Origin of the sequence: Bradyrhizobium arachidis (genome assembly GCF_015291705.1) — a bacterium.
GTDB classification, from domain to species: Bacteria; Pseudomonadota; Alphaproteobacteria; order Rhizobiales; family Xanthobacteraceae; genus Bradyrhizobium; species Bradyrhizobium arachidis.
This window is the reverse complement of the sequence record NZ_CP030050.1, coordinates 6040363-6057298: the sequence shown is the minus strand read 5'-3', so window position 1 is coordinate 6057298 and position 16936 is coordinate 6040363. Positions and strand designations below refer to the sequence as shown.

At 65.6% G+C, this 16936-nt stretch carries 21 protein-coding genes; 15 read left to right on the top strand and 6 right to left on the bottom strand.

Annotated features, from left to right (window positions below; translation table 11 throughout):
• Positions 1–342: 342 nt before the first annotated feature.
• Positions 343–534, bottom strand: coding sequence for a hypothetical protein (locus tag WN72_RS28360; protein WP_027559731.1), 192 nt, complete (start codon positions 532–534; stop codon positions 343–345).
• Positions 535–585: 51 nt separating this feature from the next.
• Complete coding sequence (locus tag WN72_RS28355) at positions 586–990, bottom strand: response regulator (RefSeq protein WP_092217326.1); 405 nt, start codon at positions 988–990, stop codon at positions 586–588.
• Positions 991–1076: 86 nt separating this feature from the next.
• On the opposite strand from WN72_RS28355, the gene WN72_RS28350 reads away from it, so the two are divergent.
• From WN72_RS28350 to WN72_RS28325, 6 genes are all read left to right on the top strand, one after another.
• Positions 1077–2084, top strand: coding sequence for a chemotaxis protein CheB (locus WN72_RS28350; RefSeq protein WP_027559729.1), 1008 nt, complete (start codon positions 1077–1079; stop codon positions 2082–2084).
• A gap of 10 nt (positions 2085–2094) precedes the next feature.
• Positions 2095–2364 carry a hypothetical protein gene (locus WN72_RS28345; protein ID WP_027559728.1) on the top strand — a complete coding sequence of 90 codons (270 nt, stop codon included), beginning with the start codon at positions 2095–2097 and terminating at the stop codon, positions 2362–2364.
• Positions 2365–2606: 242 nt separating this feature from the next.
• On the top strand, positions 2607–5777 hold the full coding sequence (locus WN72_RS28340; protein WP_092217325.1) for a CheR family methyltransferase: 3171 nt from the start codon (positions 2607–2609) through the stop codon (positions 5775–5777).
• Positions 5777–6523, top strand: a complete 747-nt coding sequence (locus tag WN72_RS28335) for a Crp/Fnr family transcriptional regulator (RefSeq protein ID WP_027559726.1) — start codon at positions 5777–5779, stop codon at positions 6521–6523. The genes WN72_RS28340 and WN72_RS28335 overlap by 1 nt, the downstream gene beginning before the upstream one ends.
• A gap of 138 nt (positions 6524–6661) precedes the next feature.
• Positions 6662–6853, top strand: coding sequence for a hypothetical protein (locus WN72_RS28330; protein ID WP_027559725.1), 192 nt, complete (start codon positions 6662–6664; stop codon positions 6851–6853).
• A gap of 145 nt (positions 6854–6998) precedes the next feature.
• Positions 6999–7199, top strand: coding sequence for a hypothetical protein (locus WN72_RS28325; RefSeq protein WP_092217324.1), 201 nt, complete (start codon positions 6999–7001; stop codon positions 7197–7199).
• Positions 7200–7400: 201 nt separating this feature from the next.
• Here WN72_RS28325 and WN72_RS28320 read toward each other — a convergent pair whose 3' ends face one another.
• Positions 7401–7697: a hypothetical protein gene (locus WN72_RS28320; protein ID WP_167380935.1), complete on the bottom strand. Its 297-nt coding sequence runs from the start codon at positions 7695–7697 to the stop codon at positions 7401–7403.
• A 277-nt stretch (positions 7698–7974) separates the two neighbouring features.
• Here WN72_RS28320 and WN72_RS28315 point away from each other — a divergent pair, with 277 nt between their 5' ends.
• From WN72_RS28315 to WN72_RS28285, 7 genes are all read left to right on the top strand, one after another.
• Complete coding sequence (locus tag WN72_RS28315; RefSeq protein WP_092217322.1) at positions 7975–8181, top strand: hypothetical protein; 207 nt, start codon at positions 7975–7977, stop codon at positions 8179–8181.
• A gap of 2 nt (positions 8182–8183) precedes the next feature.
• Entirely contained in the window at positions 8184–8384 is a 201-nt protein-coding gene (locus WN72_RS28310; RefSeq protein ID WP_027559721.1) for a hypothetical protein, read from the top strand.
• Positions 8385–8451: 67 nt separating this feature from the next.
• Positions 8452–9528, top strand: a complete 1077-nt coding sequence (locus tag WN72_RS28305; RefSeq protein WP_092217321.1) for a flavodoxin family protein — start codon at positions 8452–8454, stop codon at positions 9526–9528.
• Positions 9525–10424 (top strand): NAD(P)/FAD-dependent oxidoreductase, encoded by a 900-nt coding sequence (locus tag WN72_RS28300; RefSeq protein ID WP_092217320.1) that lies wholly within the window; start codon positions 9525–9527, stop codon positions 10422–10424. The genes WN72_RS28305 and WN72_RS28300 overlap by 4 nt, the downstream gene beginning before the upstream one ends.
• 26 nt (positions 10425–10450) lie before the next feature.
• Positions 10451–11395: a cation diffusion facilitator family transporter gene (locus WN72_RS28295; protein ID WP_092217319.1), complete on the top strand. Its 945-nt coding sequence runs from the start codon at positions 10451–10453 to the stop codon at positions 11393–11395.
• 120 nt (positions 11396–11515) lie between these two features.
• Entirely contained in the window at positions 11516–11845 is a 330-nt protein-coding gene (locus WN72_RS28290; protein ID WP_092217318.1) for a four-helix bundle copper-binding protein, read from the top strand.
• An 11-nt stretch (positions 11846–11856) separates the two neighbouring features.
• Positions 11857–12045 (top strand): hypothetical protein, encoded by a 189-nt coding sequence (locus WN72_RS28285; RefSeq protein WP_092217400.1) that lies wholly within the window; start codon positions 11857–11859, stop codon positions 12043–12045.
• Between the two features lie 60 nt (positions 12046–12105).
• Here WN72_RS28285 and WN72_RS28280 read toward each other — a convergent pair whose 3' ends face one another.
• Positions 12106–12363 carry a hypothetical protein gene (locus WN72_RS28280; protein WP_181411698.1) on the bottom strand — a complete coding sequence of 86 codons (258 nt, stop codon included), beginning with the start codon at positions 12361–12363 and terminating at the stop codon, positions 12106–12108.
• Between the two features lie 258 nt (positions 12364–12621).
• Here WN72_RS28280 and WN72_RS28275 point away from each other — a divergent pair, with 258 nt between their 5' ends.
• Positions 12622–12996 (top strand): hypothetical protein, encoded by a 375-nt coding sequence (locus WN72_RS28275; protein WP_027559714.1) that lies wholly within the window; start codon positions 12622–12624, stop codon positions 12994–12996.
• Positions 12997–13000: 4 nt separating this feature from the next.
• Here the strand turns inward: WN72_RS28275 and WN72_RS28270 are convergent, their stop codons facing one another.
• On the bottom strand, positions 13001–14260 hold the full coding sequence (locus WN72_RS28270) for a polysaccharide deacetylase family protein (protein ID WP_092217317.1): 1260 nt from the start codon (positions 14258–14260) through the stop codon (positions 13001–13003).
• Positions 14261–14420: 160 nt separating this feature from the next.
• Positions 14421–15194, bottom strand: a complete 774-nt coding sequence (locus WN72_RS28265) for a polysaccharide deacetylase family protein (RefSeq protein WP_027559712.1) — start codon at positions 15192–15194, stop codon at positions 14421–14423.
• 116 nt (positions 15195–15310) lie between these two features.
• On the opposite strand from WN72_RS28265, the gene mgtE reads away from it, so the two are divergent.
• Complete coding sequence (gene mgtE / locus WN72_RS28260) at positions 15311–16732, top strand: magnesium transporter (protein WP_027559711.1); 1422 nt, start codon at positions 15311–15313, stop codon at positions 16730–16732.
• The last annotated feature ends 204 nt before the right edge of the window (positions 16733–16936 follow it).

The window sequence follows — 16936 nt, the reverse complement described above, 5'->3', positions numbered from 1 at the left end:
GGGCGCTGCAATTTCCGCGCAGCGATGCGGCAAATTCCGCGCGGCCAAACAGATGGAGGGCGTCGATTCACATACCCTAATGCGCCGGGGCTCGTAAGCGATCAGACTGCCCTGGCTGGAAGAGGGGCTGCGATGGCAATGGATCGCGTCGAACAGGCGTTCGTGGCAACCGCCATCACGGGTTTTGTAGTGATGCTGGTGGCAATCGTTTGGATGATGGTGAGCTGAGCGGGGAGGCCTGTCTTGCGCGTCGCGCTGCCCTATGCTGCGGTTCTCCTGTGCCTGGCGGTGACCGTCTGGCTCGCTTTCGCGCATCTGTTCTGATCCCGCAAACCTCTGAACTCAGCGGTCTCGTGCGGTTCTCTGCCTGTCGCGGCGCGCCGCGTTGCGGCGCTCCTGCTCCAATTCGTCGCGCAGACGCTGCCCGCTGACCAGATGGTCGCTCCTGCGCAGCAGTGCCATGGCCTCGCGAACCAGGTCGTGCGAATGGCTCAGGAGTTTTCGGTCGAGGGGAGAGTCCGGTACATAGATCATCGACGGCTCCTTGCGCGTTGAGAAGTGCAAAGCAAGACGCCTCGTTGCGTGTCAGGCCTGCGGATCGGCGATGAGCGCGGCCAGCTTCCGCGCCATCGCCGGAAGATCGATCGGTTTTTCCAGCAGCGGCACGTCCTGGAATTCCGGACCGAGGGTGATCTTGTCGTATCCCGTGGTGAACAGGAAGGGCACGTTGCGTGCCTTCAGCTCGCGCGCGATCGGGAAGATCATCTCGCTGCGGATGTTAACGTCGAGCACGGCGGCATCCAGGACGCTGCCGTCGTGCAGGATCTTGAGCGCGTCCTCGAGGTGACCGACGGGACCGGCGATCTCCGCGCCGAGCGCGCGGAACGTATTGCTGATGTCGTCGGCGAGAAAATATTCGTCCTCGACCACGAAAATGCGCCGCCCACTCAGTTGCGCGCGTTGACGTGACGATGTCGGCGATACCGCCATGGTGCCTCCGGCATTCGCTTCGAGCCCATAGGAACATAAGACGGTGGCCCGCCTTGGTGCAAACGATGCAAACGGAGGCCGGTTCCATGCGCAACCGAGACATCATTGTCATCGGGGGCTCCGCCGGAGCCACCCAACCGTTGAAGCAAATCTTGGGTGGTCTGCCCGCGGACCTACCCGCCGCCGTCTTCGTCGTCCTGCACATTCCGGCCCAAGGTATCGGCATCCTCTCGACCGTCGCCAGCAATGCCGGCCCGCTTCCGGTCCGGCAGGCCGAGAACGGTATGAAGATCGAGCCGGGTCGGATCTATCTGGCCGCGCCCGACCATCATCTGCTGCTCGCTGAGGATCGCGTCTTCCTCGGCCGCGGCCCGCGTGAGAACATGGTTCGTCCGGCGATCGACGCCTTGTTCCGCTCCGCGGCCCTCAACCACGGGCCGCGGGTCATCGGGGTGCTCCTGAGCGGCCTTCTCTCCGATGGCGTCGCCGGCCTCAACGCCATTAAGCGCTGCGGCGGGATGACCGTGGTCCAGGATCCCGCGGACGCCATCGCCGACGAGATGCCGCGGCGCGCGATGGAGGCGACCACCATCGATCTCTGTTTTCCCGGCGCCGGTATGGGAGACGTTCTGTCCGAACTCGTTAGGGAGCAGGCCGGCGCCGCTCTGCCGATCCCGCCCGAGATCAGGCTCGAGGTCGAGATTGCCGCCGGCGAACGGATCGGCAGCGACAGCCTGATGGTGATGGCCGATCCAGTCGCGCTGACCTGCCCGGCCTGTGGCGGCGTCCTGTCCCAGGTCAAGGATGCCCGTCCGACGCGTTTCCGCTGCCAGGTCGGGCATGGCTTCACCGCCGATACGCTCGCTAAGGAGCAGGAAGGGCGGGTGGATGAAGCCTTGCGGGTCGCGCTGCGTATCATCGAGGAGCGGGCGGAACTGGTGCAGCGCATGGCGGCCGAGGGCCGGCGTGCCGGGCGGGCCGCTGTCGCGGAGATGTACGAGGTGAGGGCTGCCGAATACCGCGAATATGCCGACATGATCCGGCGCGTCGTGCTAAAATCGCTCGATCCTCCCGTTCGCAAGCGGGAGGCGTGAAGGCTTTGCCATGGCCATCTCCCCTGCCGAACGCACCGCGCAGCTCAATGCCGAGCAGAGCCTCCTGGTGAAGGCCGACCACGACATCGAGGAAGGCTGGCAGCGCATCCGCGATCAGGAAGAACGCGTGCTTGAACTCATGGCCGGCGGCCACGACACCCGTCAGGCGGAGCGGCTGGTGCAACTGCTCAAGGAGACGCTGGTCGAGTGGGAGCGTCACCGGACGCTGATCGAGGAGCGCGTGGCATATCTCCAGCGCGAGGTCGATCTGGGCAACTGAAGGCCGCTGCCCTGGCTGCGTATCCGGCGCTCCAACCTCGGCCGTTTTCGTTGCATTGCGGCTTTTGCCAAGCCGGGCACGCCCGGGCTTTCGGGCTGGAACCGACCGACCACGCCTGGTACGGGCGTGAGTAACACTTCGGGACATTTTGGCCTTTGATCTGTTGGGGTAATATCGATTTCTGCTATTTGCAGGGGCCGGTCCCTGTTGGTTCCGGTCGGTGAACGAAAGCTGCCAGAGCCATGAATGAAATCGGCGACCAGCCGGTCGAGGGAGAGCGTCAGATCAAGTCCCCGCTGATCATCGGCGTCGGTGCCTCGCCCGCCGCGCTGGACAGCATCGAACGTTTTTTCGCCAAGCTCAGCGTGGGCACGGATCAGGCCATTGTGCTGGCCCTTCAGCATCACGAGGCTTTCGACGAAGCCCGGCTGCGCCGGATCGTTCAGGACTCCAACGGCAGCAAGGTCGCCGATATCGGCGATGGCCATGCGATCGAGGGCGGCACCATCTACCTGTGCCCGCCGGCGATGATCACTACGATCCAGGGTGAGCGGTTCGCGATCCGCAAGGCCGAGCAGGCGCCCGGCGAGCGTGCCACCATCGACAGCTTCCTGGTGTCGCTGGCGGAGGAGCGCGCCGAGCAGTCCATCGGCGTCATTCTCGCCGGCACCGGCGGCGACGGCACGCTCGGCACCGCGACCCTGAAGGATCACGGCGGCCTCGCCATCGCCGAGAAAGTCGTGAGCCAGGAAGAGGCCGACCAGCTGCACGACAGCAATAGACCCGCCGCCATCGCCGATTACGTGCTGTCGCCCGAGGACATCCCGGAACATATCCAGGTCTACGCTCGACATCTGCGGCGCCTGGACGAGAAGCAGGGTTTCGACGAGGTGCTCGCCGCGGCCGCGACCTCGCTGTCGCGCATCGCGGACATCCTGCGCAACAAGACCGGGAATGATTTCCACGGCTACAAGCAGAACACCTTCCTGCGCCGCGTGCAGCGGCGCATGCAAGTGGTCCAGATCGACGAGATTTCCGCCTATGTCGATCTCCTGCGCAACGACAAGGACGAAGCCCAAAACCTCTTCAACGATCTCCTGATCGGCGTCACCGAGTTCTTCCGCGACAAGCGCGAGTTCGAGGTGCTTGAGAGCCAGATCATTCCGAGGATCTTCGAGGGCAAGGCCGCGGGCCAGCAGGTGCGCGTCTGGGTGCTCGGCTGCGCCACGGGGGAAGAGGCCTATTCGATCGGCATCCTGCTGCGTGAGCACATGGCCCGGATGGACTCCGCGCCGCAGGTGCAGATCTTCGCCACTGACATCGATGGCCGTGCGCTCGCCGCCGCGCGCGTCGGCCGCTACCGCATCAACATCGAGGCCGACATGACCGGCGAGCGCCTGGCGCGCTGGTTCGTGCGCGAGGGCGACACCTATTGCGTGGTCAAGGAGCTGCGCGAGATGTGCATCTTCTCGCAGCACAACGTCATCAAGGACGCGCCGTTCTCCAAGCTCGACATCGTCTCCTGCCGCAACCTGCTGATCTACCTCAATGCCGAATTGCAGAACCGGGTGATCCCCCTGTTCCACTTCGCACTGCTGCCGGACCGCTATCTGTTCCTCGGCAATTCCGAGAACGTGACGCGGCATCCAAAGCTGTTCGCGCCGGTCGACCGCCGTGCCCGCATCTTCAAGAAGCTCGAGACCGGAACGCGGCTGCCGCCGGAATTTCCGATCACGACCGCGGCGGGCAGGGCGCCGGTCGAAGTGCCGCCGGTGCGCTCGTTTGGGCCCGACGTCGGCCTGGAACGCCGCGCGCAGCGGATCGCGGAGCGCTATGCGCCCGCCTACGTCATCACCGACGACAATTTCCAGATCCTGCATTTCTCCGGACGGACGGGCCGTTACATCGAGCCGACGGCGGGCGCCGCCACGCTCGACCTCCTGCAACTCGTGCATCGCGATCTCAGGCTCGAGCTGCGCACCGCACTCAGCCGCGCGGCGGAGACGGGCGAGCCGGCCCATGCCGAGCAGGTGCAGCTCGGCGTCAACGGCCACCGCGTCCTGGTCGACATCACCGTCGAGCCGATCCAGGAGGGCGCAGGCAGCCAGCGCAACTTCGTCGTCCTGTTCAAGGACGGCCCGGTTCGCACGATGGAGGCGAACCAGGGCAATCCCAACGTGCTGGTGCGCACCGAGCATGTCGAGCGTCTCGAAAGCGAGCTGCGCGCGACGCGCGAGCGCCTCCAGGCGACCATCGAGGAGCTCGAAAGCACCAACGAGGAGCTCAAATCCTCCAACGAGGAATACCAGTCGCTCAATGAGGAGCTGCAATCGGCCAATGAGGAGCTCGAGACCTCGCGCGAGGAGTTGCAGTCGGTCAACGAGGAGCTGACCACCGTCAACGGCGAGCTGGCGCACCGCGTCCAGGAGCTGACGCGCGCCACCAGCGACCTCAAGAACTTCCTCGAGAGCACGCAGATCGCGACCGTGTTCCTCGACAACGATCTGCGCGTGATGAACTTCACGCCGGCGATCACGCAGGTGCTGCATCTCGTCGAGACCGACACCGGCCGCCCGATCGCCCATATCAAGGCGCGCATCCCGATCGAGGAGCTCTACGACGACGTCCGTCGCGTGCTGCGCACGCTCGCCGCCGCCGAGCGCGAGCTGAGCGCGCCCGACAGCGGCACGCGCTACATCGTGCGCATCCTGCCCTATCGCAGCATCGACAATTTCATCGCCGGCGTCGTCATCACCTTCATCGACGTCACCGCGATCACCCGCGCCGAGGAGCGGCAGCGCCTGCTGCTGGCCGAGCTTCAGCACCGCGTCCGCAACACGCTCGGCGTGGTGCGCTCGATCGCCCGCCGCTCGGCCGATTCCAGCACCACCGTCGAAGAATATGCCTCCCATCTCGACGGCAGGCTCAACGCATTCGCCCGCACCCAGGCGCTGGTGACCCGCGATCCCGAAGGCGGCGTCGACCTCGAATATCTCGTGGTAGAGGAGCTGCTCGCCTACAACGCTCGCGAAGGCGAGCAGATGCGCGTCTCCGGCCCCAAGGTGCGCTTCCAGCCCAAGGCCGCGGAGACCTTCGCGCTCGCGATCCACGAGCTCGCGACCAACGCGCTGAAATACGGCGCCTTGAGCCAGCCGGCCGGGCGCATTGAAATCAGTTGGCGCCTCGACGAGAGCACGGAGCCGGCGGAGCTCGTGTTCGAATGGCGCGAGCGCGGCGGGCCAAGGGTCACGCCGCCGCCGCGCAAGGGTTTCGGCACCGAGCTTTTGGAACGCACGCTGGCGTTCGAGTTCAAGGGGCAAACCACGATGGCATTCAATCCGGCCGGGTTGCAATGCACGATCATGATTCCCCTCAGCAAGCGCGCATTCCACACACCCGTGGTGGCTGGCTGATGACTCTGTCGACCTCCGATCGAAGCCTGGTGGAGCCGGTGGTTCGCCGGCTGAGCGCGCTGAGGCCGTTGTCGACTGAGGCCCGCGCATTGCTCGAATATGCCATGCTCGAAGGCCTGCAACGCGCCGGGGCCGGCGAGGACCTGATCTCGGAGGGCGATCCCGTCGACAGCGTCCGCATCGTGCTGTCGGGCTGGCTCTGCCGCTACAAGACACTCGAGGACGGAAGGCGCCAGATCGTCAATTTCATCTTCCCCGGCGAGAGCTGCGATGCGCACGCGTTCCTGCTGTCGGTGATGGACCATTCCATCGCGACGTTGACGCCGGCGATCTATGCCGAAATCAAGCGCGCGCGGTTCGAGAGTCTGGTGGCGGGCGATCGCTCGCTCGCGGACGCGTTCTTGTGCGAAACCCTCATCAACACTGCCATCCAGCGCGAATGGGCGATCAACCTCGGCCGTCGCATTGCGCTGGAGCGTGTGGCGCATCTGTTCTGCGAGATCTTCGAGCGGCTTCGCCCCGTCGGCATGATCGACGGCAATTCCTGCATCATGCCGATCACGCAGATGGATCTCGCCGACGCCACCGGGCTGTCGGTGGTCCATCTCAATCGCACCGTGCAGGAACTGCGCGCCTCCGGCCTGATCGTGCTGCGCGACCGCACGCTGACCATCAACGATCTCGGCGCGCTCAAGGACGCAGCGCTGTTCTCGCCGAGCTACCTGCAACTCTATCGGCGCAGTTGATCGATTTATGTTCGAAAGGCGGCGTGCCTAATCCCCAATCTTGATCCAGGTTAGGCGAACGCGAGAGTTTTGAGCCAATGACGTCGTTTGAGTAACTTACGCAAAGGCGGGATACGGCTGCTGCTCCTATGATGGGCAATGCAAAACGCACTCTTTGCCCGCGCGACCCGCGCCATCGAAGCAAGCCGCGTTCTCCGCGACCAGCACCGGCAGGTGACGGAGCAGCACGACCGGACCTTGGCTGCTGCGCGACTTGCGGTGATGGATAGCGCGATGGCGCGCTCGGAGATCAAGGCCCATCGCGACAATCGAACAGACGAACCTGATTGAGGGCCGAGACGGACAACTCGCGGAACCCGAGCAACCGTTTGGTGTGTGGGACGTTGATGGCTCGCCATGCCGATCCGGCTTTGGCAACCACCCTGTGACCGGAACGCAACGACGCGCTCTGCCTCATGGTCAGGGAGAACGCCTCATGCTGACACGGCGTCGATATAGACAAACCGACTTGCTGGAGACGCGCTTGGCTGCCGAAGCGGAGCGGCTGCGCGAGCAAGCCAAAACGCTTCCGCCCGGGGCCGCGCGCGACGAGATGTTGCGCAAGGCACGCCAGGCGGAGACGGGGTCTCAGATGAGCGAATGGCTGCGCTCGCCCGGCTTGCAGCCGCCGAACTAGACGGCGATCCGGGCGCGTGCAGACGCGCATGAAGTGCGAGCTGCACGCGCCGGGAACGGGTCAGATGTCGGCGCGTACCGATGCGCTGATGTCGTGGGCAGAAACCGGAAAAATGAGCACCACGTCCATCGTCCCCGTTGCGTCCGGTTGTCACCCGGCGGTGCCTCCGGTCAACGCCGCTTCGCCGCTTTGGTTCGCCTGTTATAGGGTGAGCGGTTGGTCGGCCTCAACGAAATCCCCTCGCGTTGCGCCTTGCTGCGAATGGCCGCGACCGGACGCTGAAGCTTGACGCTCATCGCGCCCGTCGGCGTGTTTCCCTTCGCGAGCTGCTTCAACTTGCTCACGTCCGCAGGCGTCCACGGCTGGCGCGCGCGCCGCTTGTACGCGGGATTTGCCTTGCGTGGTCCCTTGCGGCCGATCGGTGAGCCCGGCCGCTTCCATGCTGCTTTCGCCATGATGATCCTCCTTCAGGTCCTTCATGAACCAGCGAATCAGCATTTCGGTTCCGGCGTATTCGGTCTCGCAATGCACCGCCTCTCGCCGCGCATATTCACGCTGTCGACGAACCGGTGCCGCAGTGCGCACGCGCCTTGCGCAAAATCACCCAGCGTTAACTTATTGAAATGCTGGAACCCGTTGCCGGGGCGGAAGCTACTGACGCTGCCGGACTGGGCCGCCCCTGGCCGGCAGGCAACTGACAGATACTTGGGCCCCGGCGCCCGATCCCCCGCCGGGGCCTATTTCCCTCGATCCGAAATCATCCGCGAAAGCCCAAATGACCGCCAAACGCAACCGCAGGAAACAGACCCAATCGCTTCAGGAGAGGTTGACCGCATTCGCCGAAAACGCCCGCGAGCGCGCGCGCAGTCTGCCGCCCGGCAAGGAGCGCGAGATATTGCTGCGACGCGCCAAGCAGAACGAGGTGACCTCAAACCTGACAGACTGGCTCAGCGCGCCCGTCTACCCAAGACGAGGAGAATGATCATGCGGAGCATCAAGCATTATCGCGCCTTCCAGATCGATCCGGACGGGCATGTGTTCGGCTGCATCAATCTCGTCTGCGACAATGACGAGCAGGCCAAGCGCGAGGCCGCGGCGCTCGTGCTGGTCCACCGCATCGAGCTGTGGCGGCTGGACCAGCGGATTGCGCAATTCGATCTGCCGCAGGAGGCCGTTCACCAGTAGAGTGGAGCGGAACCGCGCACGGCGCCCCGGGTTGGTCGCATGAGACCGACTTCGCGAGGGAGCCAGCATGACGGAAGCCGACGTTCGCAAGGGAATGCCGCCCGTCAAGCTGTCGCGCGAGGAGTTCGAGCACCGTTACAAGAGCCAGTTCATCGATCCCGCCTTTGCGCCGCTCGGGCGCGAGCTGGATGCCATCGTCAGTGCCGCCTGGGACGCCTACAGCCATTCGCGCAAGGCACCGCTGACGCGCAAGGCCGGCCCCGGATTTGCCGATCCCGACTACGACATCGCCCTCGACTGGCTGGATGCGCGCGTCGCGCTGCTGGCGGCGCAGCGGCGGCATGACGATGCGAGCGAGACGCCGCGCATCCTGATCATCAACGGCTCGGCGCGCAGCGAGCACACCTGTCCGGGCGAGATGTCCAAGACCTGGCGCCTCGTGAAGCTGGCCGAGCCGGTCTTCGTCGAGATGGGCTTCGCCGTCGACATCCTCGATCTGTCGCGCCTTGCTTCCGAATTCGGCAAGACCATCCATCCCTGCAAGTCCTGCGTCTCGACCGCGATGCCGCTCTGCCACTGGCCGTGCAGCTGCTATCCGAACTATTCGCTGGGACAGACCAGCGACTGGATGAACGAGATCTATCCGCTCTGGGTCGCGGCGCACGGCATCCTGATCGTGACGCCCGTGAACTGGTATCACGTGCCGTCCGGGCTCAAGGCGATGATGGACCGCATGGTCTGCGCCGACGGCGGCAATCCCGATCCGACCTCGACCCACGGCAAGACGGCCAAGGAAGCCAAGGCGATCGAGCTGAAGGGCTGGCCGTATCCGCGCCATCTCGCCGGCCGTCACTTTGGCCTCGTGGTTCACGGCGATGCCGTCGGCGCCGAGGGCGTGCGCCGGGCCCTGTCCGACTGGCTCACCGACATGCACCTGATCTCCGCGGGCCGCTTCGCCGAGCTCGACGGCTATATCGGCTACATGGACCAATACGCCACCTCGCACCACGAGCTCGACGAGAACAGCGAATTTCAGCAGGAGGTCATGAATGCGGCGCGCGCGCTCGGCGACGCCGTCAAGCTGGCGCGGAGCGGGCGCCTTGAGGAGCCCGGCGCGGGTCTTCAGGATCCGAATCCCAAATGACCGGTGCACAACCGATCGATTGCCTGATCGTCGGAGGCGGCCCGGCCGGCATGATGGCCGCGATCTATCTGGCGCGCTTTCGCCGCCGCGTCTGTATCGCGGACACCGGCGCGAGCCGGGCGGCGCTGATCCCGCGCAGTCATAACGTGCCGGGCTTCGTGCACGGCCTGTCCGGCGCCGAGCTGATCGCGCGCATGTCGGCGCAGCTGGACGAGCTCGCCGTCACGCGCGTCGAGGCCGAGGTCACCGCATTGCAGCGGCTCGCGCACGGCTTTCAGGCGAGCTGGCGCGGCGGCGCGCATGAGGCCGCTACGGTCGTCCTCGCCAGCGGCATCGTCGACACCCATCCGCCGTTCGACGAATGGCGCGTGGCCGTCGCGGACGGGCTGTTGCGCTATTGTCCGGTCTGCGACGCCTTCGAGGCGATCGGCCGCCGCGTCGGTGTCGGCCCGCTCGGGCGTGCCGCCGGCAAGGCGCTGTTCCTGCGCGGCTACTCGCCCGATGTGACGCTGCTCGCAACCGGGCAGGGTGACGACGAGGCCGCGATGTCGCGGCTGGCCGAGGCCGGTGTCGAGGTGGTGTTCGCGCCCGACCTGCGCTTGAGACGCGCGGCGGACAGGATCGAAGCCGTGTTTGCGGACGAAAGCACGGCGCAATTCGACATGGTCTATCCCGTCATGGGCGCAGAGGTGCGCTCAAAGCTCGCGGTGTCGCTCGGCGCAGAGCATACCGCCGACGGTTACCTGAAAGTCGATGACCATCAACGCACGTCGGCCGGAGGTCTCTACGGCATCGGCGACGTCGTCACCGACCTGCACCAGATCTCGGTCGCGTTCGGCCACGCCGCAATCGCCGCCTGCACCATCCACAGCAGTCTGCCGCGGCGGCTGGCATGAGAAGCGGGGCCCCGACATCGGCGAACATGACGGCAGGATCATCCACCAAGACCTCGGTCTACGCGGCGTTGTTCGGCAACATCCTCGTCGCGATCACCAAGATCGGCGCGGCGGCTTGGACAGGAAGCTCGGCGATGACAAGCGAAGCCGTGCATTCGATCGTCGACACCACCAACGAGATCCTGCTGCTCTATGGCTACCGTCGCGCGAGCCGGCCGCCCGACGAAGCCCATCCGCTCGGCTATGGGCGCGAGCTGTATTTCTGGAGCTTCATCGTTGCGCTGCTGATCTTCGCGCTCGGGGCCGGCGTCTCGCTGTATCAGGGCATCATGCATGTCGCCGCGCCCGAGCCGATCGAGGATCCCACCGTCAGCTTCGTGGTGCTCGGACTGTCGTTCTTGTTCGAAGGCGGCTCCTGGCTGGTCGCGGTGCGGCGCTTCAGCGCCGATGCCCGGCGGTTCGGATATTATCAGGCCTTCGTCCGCAGCAAGGATCCTCCGGCCTTCATGGTGCTGCTCGAGGACAGCGCGGCGCTGGTCGGCATCGTCATTGCCGCCGCAGCGACTGCGGCCGCAGTGTGGCTGGCGCAGCCGGTCTGGGACGGCGTCGGCTCCATCCTGATCGGGCTGTTGCTGACGATCGCCTCGATCGGCCTTGCCCGTGAGAGCAAGAGCCTCCTGATCGGCGAGCCCGCCGATCCCGAGCTTGCGCGCGCCATCCTCGACATCGCAAGCCACTCGCCCGGCGTGCTGCGGGCCAACGGCCTGTTGACGGTGCAGCTGTCGCCGGCCGAGGTGGTGGCGGCCCTGAGCGTCGAGTTTGCCGACGACAAGCGCGCCGACGACATCGAGCAATGCGTAGTCTCGATCGAGACCGAGATCCGCAAGCGCCATCCGAGCGTGGCGGCGCTGTTCATCAAGCCGCAGACCAATGCCCGCTTCCACGCGGTGCGCGCGCGGCGCTTCGGCTAGCGCCGTCCGCGCGGTTCCCCCGGATCTCACAATCGGCCAGCCGGCAGGAACGATCGAAGCCTCGCCTTGGTTGAGCGTGAGCGGGCAGGGCCGCATCGAAGGCGCAATTGGAGAGACCGGATGGCTCAATCCGAAGACATGAACCGCTGCATCGCGCTCTGCATGAGCTGCTACCAGACCTGCCTCGGCACGGCGATGAACCACTGCCTCGAGACCGGCGGCAAGCACGTCGAGCCAAAACACTTCCGCCTGATGATGGCCTGCGCCGAAATGTGCCGGACGGCCGCGCATTTCGTGCTGATCAACACGCCGCATCACCGGCACACCTGCGGCGAATGCGCGGAAATCTGCGACGAATGCGCCGCCGATTGCGAGCGGATCGGCGGCATGGACGAGTGCGTCGCGATGTGCCGCTCCTGCGCTCAATCCTGCCGCGCCATGGCGGCCTGAGGGACAAGCCCATGCTGGAAGAGAAGCTCAAGGAAGCCATCATCGGCGAGTTGGAACGGCAGGCGGCCAACCGGCCGCAGGCGCTGAAGGTCGAGGGTGGGGACGACGCGAAAGGCTCGGAGGAGCTGATCGTCAACGGCCGGATCGATCTTGCCGCGCTTGCCATGGTGATCGCGGGATCGGTTGCCGGCGGGCCGTAAGGCTCCATCCTTAACCGCTTGAAATCGCAGCCGATGCGTCCGCGCCGCCGCGTGCGGGCCTCAGCCATATTCCTCGCCGATGCCGTATTCCCGGTAGATCTCCAGCGGATCGAGGTCGGGAAACAGGCGGCATTTGGCCTGCGCGAGGTGCAGGCTCACCGCCGCCGGCTCTTTGCCGTTCGCCAGCATCTTGCGAAGATCGTCCATATGCGCGTTCGGCTGGTGCTTAGGTTCGAGCTGCTCCAGCGCAACCAGCGCGGTCGCGAGCGCCTCGGTCAGAACCCATTCGTCGTGGCCCGTGATTCCCTTCTTCGGCATCGGCAGACCCCACATGTGGCGCTGCCAGTCTATCGCGACTTCGGCCAAATCTCCATTGCCGGCGGCCGGGCGCCAGCTTGCATTATGGCCGAGCGTGGCTAAAAGGCGGCGAGTTGCGGGCGCGGCGGTATCTTTCTTGAAACGAAGTTGGCGTAGAGGGACCTGCACGGCGTCCAGGCCGGCTGTTCCGCTCTGGGTTTCCCTGATCCCGTACCCGCAACCCGATCCGGTTGCGCACCCCTCAAGGCTCAAGCCAGCATGGTCTTCCTCAGCTTCGTCTACCGCTTCGTCACGAACTTCGCGTTCCTGGCGGTGGTCTATTTCAGCCTGAACTTCATGGAGAAGTATCCGAACCGGGCGATCCTGGCGATCCTGGTGCTGGTCTATTCCGCCATGCGCGCGGCCTCGACGCTGCGCGCGTTCTACTTCTTCCAGAAGATTGAGAAGCTGGAGGCCGAGACGCGCCGCCTCCAGGCGCCGATCAACGACGGCTCGGGTGGAACCAACGCGCGCAAGCAGGTCGTCGCCGACGTCGCGCGGCTGCGGCGCGACGGCGAGCTCAAGTCCTATATGGACCTGTTCTTCCTGGCGCTGATCGTGCTGCTCTGCGTCGCCGCCATCATGCGGCAATGACAACTCAAGCGCGCTTCTTCACGCCGGTCGCAATGCGGGTCGGGCGGGGCGTGGTGCCCTTTGCCTGCGCTGCATGCTTCAGCGTGCCATGCGCGGCGTGCGCGGTTCGAGGCGCGCGTGACTTTGCGGCCTTGCCCTTGGCCGCCTGCGGCGTCTCGGCCGCCATCGCCAGCCGCGTCGCGGCGCGCCGCGACAAGGTCGTCGACAGCAGCACCTCGACCGAGCCCTCGGGGATCGCGAACAGATCGCGGCCCGGCGCGGCGAGGGTGGATGCGACATCCATCTGGGCCCTGGTCCGGCGCGGCAGCAGCGGCTGATGCGCGGCTTCCGCGTTCAGATCGGCGAGCGAGGGCGCCGGCAGCGACTTGGTCTCCGTGAACACGAAGGTCGGAACGGCCGGCCAGCGCGCGATCGGCGTCGTCTCGGTCGGCGGATGCAGCAGCCATTCCACTGCCGTCGTCGGCGTCGCCGGCTGGTCAGCAGTCGCCGGCACCACGTGCACGATGCGATAGCCCTTCGCCTTGAGGTCGCGGATGATCTTCGGCAGGGCCGCCACCGTGCGCGGCTGGATGTCGTGCAGCAGCAAAATGCCCTTGCCCTTGGCCTCCAGCCGCTGGATCGCGAGCTGGTAGACGCGATCGGACGACACATGGCGCCAGTCGTCGGCCGGGAAGTCGGCGCTCCAGACCTGGATGCCGCGCGAGATCAGATAGTTCTCGACGCCCTCGGCGCGCATCAGGCCGGGAATGCGGAAGAACGGCGCGAGCTTTGTCGGATCGGTCATCGCCGCCGAGGTCCACTGGATACCGCCGTTGATCTCGGGCTCGAATTTCTCGGCCGGCATCCGGTCGAAGGTCAGCGGATGGTCCATGCTGTGCGTGGCGACGGTATGGCCCGCCGCCACCAGCTTGCGCACGCCTTCGGGGTTCGCCTTGGCCTGCTGGCCGATGATGAAGAAGGTCGCCTTGATGCACTCGTCGGCGAGGATCTGGAGCACCTGGTTGGAATATTTCGGCAGCGGACCGTCGTCGAAGGTTAGCACGACCTCGTGGTCCTTCAGCGGCAGCGTCTCGCGGTACTGCATCGTGCCGATGCGCGGATGCTCGCGCGGATCGACCACGAGGGTGCGTGAGGTCCCGAGCGCGCCCGGATGCCCAGGGCATTCGGCCGCCAGCGCCGCCTGCGAGGCGGTGCCCAGCAATCCCAACACTACGCCAAGGACGGCCCACGATCGCGTCCGGAAAACAACGCTACGTCCGATCATGAAACTCGGTCTGCCCTCATAAGATTGCCGTCTTAGTAGGTCGGAGACGCCCCGAAACGGTTCAGGCGCAAGTCCCCAGCCATCTTTGCATGGCGTAGCATGAACAGAGTGTTAATAGGGCTCAAATCACCCCTTTTTGCGCCGACGTGACATTCCGGCATCAACGCGCGTCGGCGTTCTTCTGTGATGTCCCCGCCGGGACCACGTGAACCACGCGATAGCCGTTCTCCCTCAGATACCGCAGGAAGGCCGGCATGATCGCGGCCGTGCGCGCCTTGGGATCGTGGAAAAGGATGATGCCCTTGCCGGCAGCGGCGAGGCGCTCGGTGATGAGCTTCAATTCCTGCTCCGGCGTCATCTCGTTCCAGTCGCTGGCCCAGAGGTCGGCGCCGAACACGACGATGCCACGCGACTGGAGCAGGTCGAGCTCGGCTTGCGTCGCTTCGAAATAGGGAAAGCGGAAGAACGGCGTCGAGGGCGTCGTGGTCGAGACCCCGTGCAGCGCCATCTCGCCGGCCGCAATCCCGCGGTCGATCTCGCTCTTCGCCTTCTCGAACGGGATCCGCGCCATGAACGGATGCGACCATGTGTGGTGGCCGATGGTGTGGCCCTCGCGCGCGATGCGCTTGACCATCTCAGGATGCTCGGCTGCGTGCAGGCCGATCAGGAAGAAGGTCGCGCGCACGCATTCCTGCGCCAGCGCTGCCAGCACCTTCGACGTCGTCGGCGGATGCGGGCCGTCGTCGAAGGTCAGCACGACCTCGTGATCGGCAAGCGGCAACGTCTGCGGAAAGCTCTTCACGCCGACGCGCGGCGTGGTCTTGGCGTCGACGCTGAGGACACGCGAAGTGCCGAGCGCATCCTTGCGCGGGCAGTCGGCGGCCTCCGCAGAGGCGATGCCGCCGAGGGCCGCGAGGACCACGCCCAGCGACATCGAGGTCCACCGCAGTCGAAGCATCTTTGTCATTGCGCTCGGAGTTGCCTTGTGGGTATTGCCTGAACCATCAGCTCAGATCACACGTTCCAACCTGTCAAACGGCGAGGCGCACCATGGATGAACATATGGACGGTGCTCCATCCGCCGAGGCCTCGGTACTCGACCACGTGCCGATGCGCAATGAAGACGGCGAAATCCGGCACGAATTCGTCGAGGAAATCGCCCATGCGATCGAGGCCGGCGACAGCGCCGCGCTGCGCGCCTGCGTCGCCGAGCTGCACGAGGCCGATCTCGGCGACCTGATCGGCGCGCTCGAGCCCGACGACCGCGTCCGCCTGGTCGAGCTCACGGGCCGCGATTTCGACTTCTCCGCGCTGAACGAGGTCGACGAGGCCGTGCGCGAGGAGATTCTCGAGGAGCTGCCGCCGGAAACAGTCGCCGAAGGCGTCCGCGAGCTCGAATCCGACGATGCGGTCGAGCTGCTGGAGACCCTCGACGAGGCCGATCAGGAGGAGATCCTCGAAAAGCTGCCGTTGCAGGAGCGCGTCGCGCTCGAGCGCAGCCTGCTTTATCCGGAAAATTCCGCCGGCCGCCGCATGCAGACCGAGTTCATCGCGGTGCCCCATGATTTCACCGTGGGGCAGGCGATCGACTACATGCGCGAGACGCCGGATCTGCCCGATCGCTTCTACGAGATCTACGTCGTCGACAAGGATCAGCACTGGCAGGGCGCAGTCCCGCTCGACGTGCTCTTGCGCGCGCGCCGCCCGGTGCCGCTCACCGAATTGACCGATGAGGACCGCCGCCGCGTCTCCGTCCTGGAGGACCAGGAGGAGGTGGCGCGCATGTTCGGCAAGTACAATCTTGTCGCAGCCCCCGTGCTCGACACCCAGGACCGCCTCGTCGGCGTCATTACGGTGGACGACGTCGTCGACGTCATCGAGGAAGAGGCCGACGAGGACCTCAAGGCGCTCGGCGGCGTCACCAGCGACGAAGAGCTGTCGGACACGTTCCTGACCATCGCGCGCGGCCGCTTCAACTGGCTGCTGGTCAACCTCGCCACCGCGTTCCTGGCGTCCTCGGTGCTTGGCCTGTTCGAGGGCCAGCTGGAGAAGATGGTCGCGCTCGCCGTGCTGGCGCCGATCGTGGCGAGCCAGGGCGGCAATGCCGCGACCCAGACCATGACGGTCGCGGTGCGGGCGCTGGCGACGCGCGAGCTCGGCTCCTCCAATGCCTGGCGCGTGATCATGCGTGAGACCCTGGTCGGCCTCGTCAACGGCCTCGCCTTTGCCGTGATCACGGGCATCGCCGCGGTGGCTTGGTTCAAGATCCCGGGCCTTGGCATCGTCATCGGGCTCGCCATCATCTGCAACCTCGTTGCCGGCGCGCTCGGCGGCATCCTGATCCCGATGGCGCTCGAACGTGTCCGGGCCGATCCGGCGGTGGCGTCGGGCACGTTCGTCACCACGGTGACCGACGTGGTCGGGTTCTTCTCCTTCCTCGGTATCGCGACGTTGTGGTTCGGGTTGAAGTAGGGCCGCCTTTCTCTCCTCGTCATTGCGAGCGAAGCGAGGCAATCCAGAATCCCACCGCGGCGGCAGCCTGGATTGCTTTGTCGCAAGGGCTCCTCGCAATGACGGGGAGAGAGCTGCGCAGAACCGGGACCCCTGACTTCCCGGGCCAGAGGCGGTTATCTTTAATCCGAACTTAAGCGACCTGCCGCATCATCATGCCCGCTT

Coding starts and splice junctions, on each gene's coding strand:
- WN72_RS28280 (WP_181411698.1), bottom strand. CDS start 12,363: ATGCCGAAGAAGGGAATCACGGGCCACGACGAATGGGTTCTGACCGAG.
- WN72_RS28330 (WP_027559725.1), top strand. CDS start 6,662: ATGCAAAACGCACTCTTTGCCCGCGCGACCCGCGCCATCGAAGCAAGC.
- WN72_RS28315 (WP_092217322.1), top strand. CDS start 7,975: ATGACCGCCAAACGCAACCGCAGGAAACAGACCCAATCGCTTCAGGAG.
- WN72_RS28305 (WP_092217321.1), top strand. CDS start 8,452: ATGACGGAAGCCGACGTTCGCAAGGGAATGCCGCCCGTCAAGCTGTCG.
- mgtE (WP_027559711.1), top strand. CDS start 15,311: ATGGATGAACATATGGACGGTGCTCCATCCGCCGAGGCCTCGGTACTC.
- WN72_RS28275 (WP_027559714.1), top strand. CDS start 12,622: ATGGTCTTCCTCAGCTTCGTCTACCGCTTCGTCACGAACTTCGCGTTC.
- WN72_RS28320 (WP_167380935.1), bottom strand. CDS start 7,697: ATGCTGATTCGCTGGTTCATGAAGGACCTGAAGGAGGATCATCATGGC.
- WN72_RS28300 (WP_092217320.1), top strand. CDS start 9,525: ATGACCGGTGCACAACCGATCGATTGCCTGATCGTCGGAGGCGGCCCG.
- WN72_RS28265 (WP_027559712.1), bottom strand. CDS start 15,194: ATGTCGCTGGGCGTGGTCCTCGCGGCCCTCGGCGGCATCGCCTCTGCG.
- WN72_RS28310 (WP_027559721.1), top strand. CDS start 8,184: ATGCGGAGCATCAAGCATTATCGCGCCTTCCAGATCGATCCGGACGGG.
- WN72_RS28325 (WP_092217324.1), top strand. CDS start 6,999: ATGCTGACACGGCGTCGATATAGACAAACCGACTTGCTGGAGACGCGC.
- WN72_RS28360 (WP_027559731.1), bottom strand. CDS start 534: ATGATCTATGTACCGGACTCTCCCCTCGACCGAAAACTCCTGAGCCAT.
- WN72_RS28270 (WP_092217317.1), bottom strand. CDS start 14,260: ATGATCGGACGTAGCGTTGTTTTCCGGACGCGATCGTGGGCCGTCCTT.
- WN72_RS28345 (WP_027559728.1), top strand. CDS start 2,095: ATGGCCATCTCCCCTGCCGAACGCACCGCGCAGCTCAATGCCGAGCAG.
- WN72_RS28335 (WP_027559726.1), top strand. CDS start 5,777: ATGACTCTGTCGACCTCCGATCGAAGCCTGGTGGAGCCGGTGGTTCGC.
- WN72_RS28340 (WP_092217325.1), top strand. CDS start 2,607: ATGAATGAAATCGGCGACCAGCCGGTCGAGGGAGAGCGTCAGATCAAG.
- WN72_RS28290 (WP_092217318.1), top strand. CDS start 11,516: ATGGCTCAATCCGAAGACATGAACCGCTGCATCGCGCTCTGCATGAGC.
- WN72_RS28295 (WP_092217319.1), top strand. CDS start 10,451: ATGACGGCAGGATCATCCACCAAGACCTCGGTCTACGCGGCGTTGTTC.
- WN72_RS28350 (WP_027559729.1), top strand. CDS start 1,077: ATGCGCAACCGAGACATCATTGTCATCGGGGGCTCCGCCGGAGCCACC.
- WN72_RS28285 (WP_092217400.1), top strand. CDS start 11,857: ATGCTGGAAGAGAAGCTCAAGGAAGCCATCATCGGCGAGTTGGAACGG.
- WN72_RS28355 (WP_092217326.1), bottom strand. CDS start 990: ATGGCGGTATCGCCGACATCGTCACGTCAACGCGCGCAACTGAGTGGG.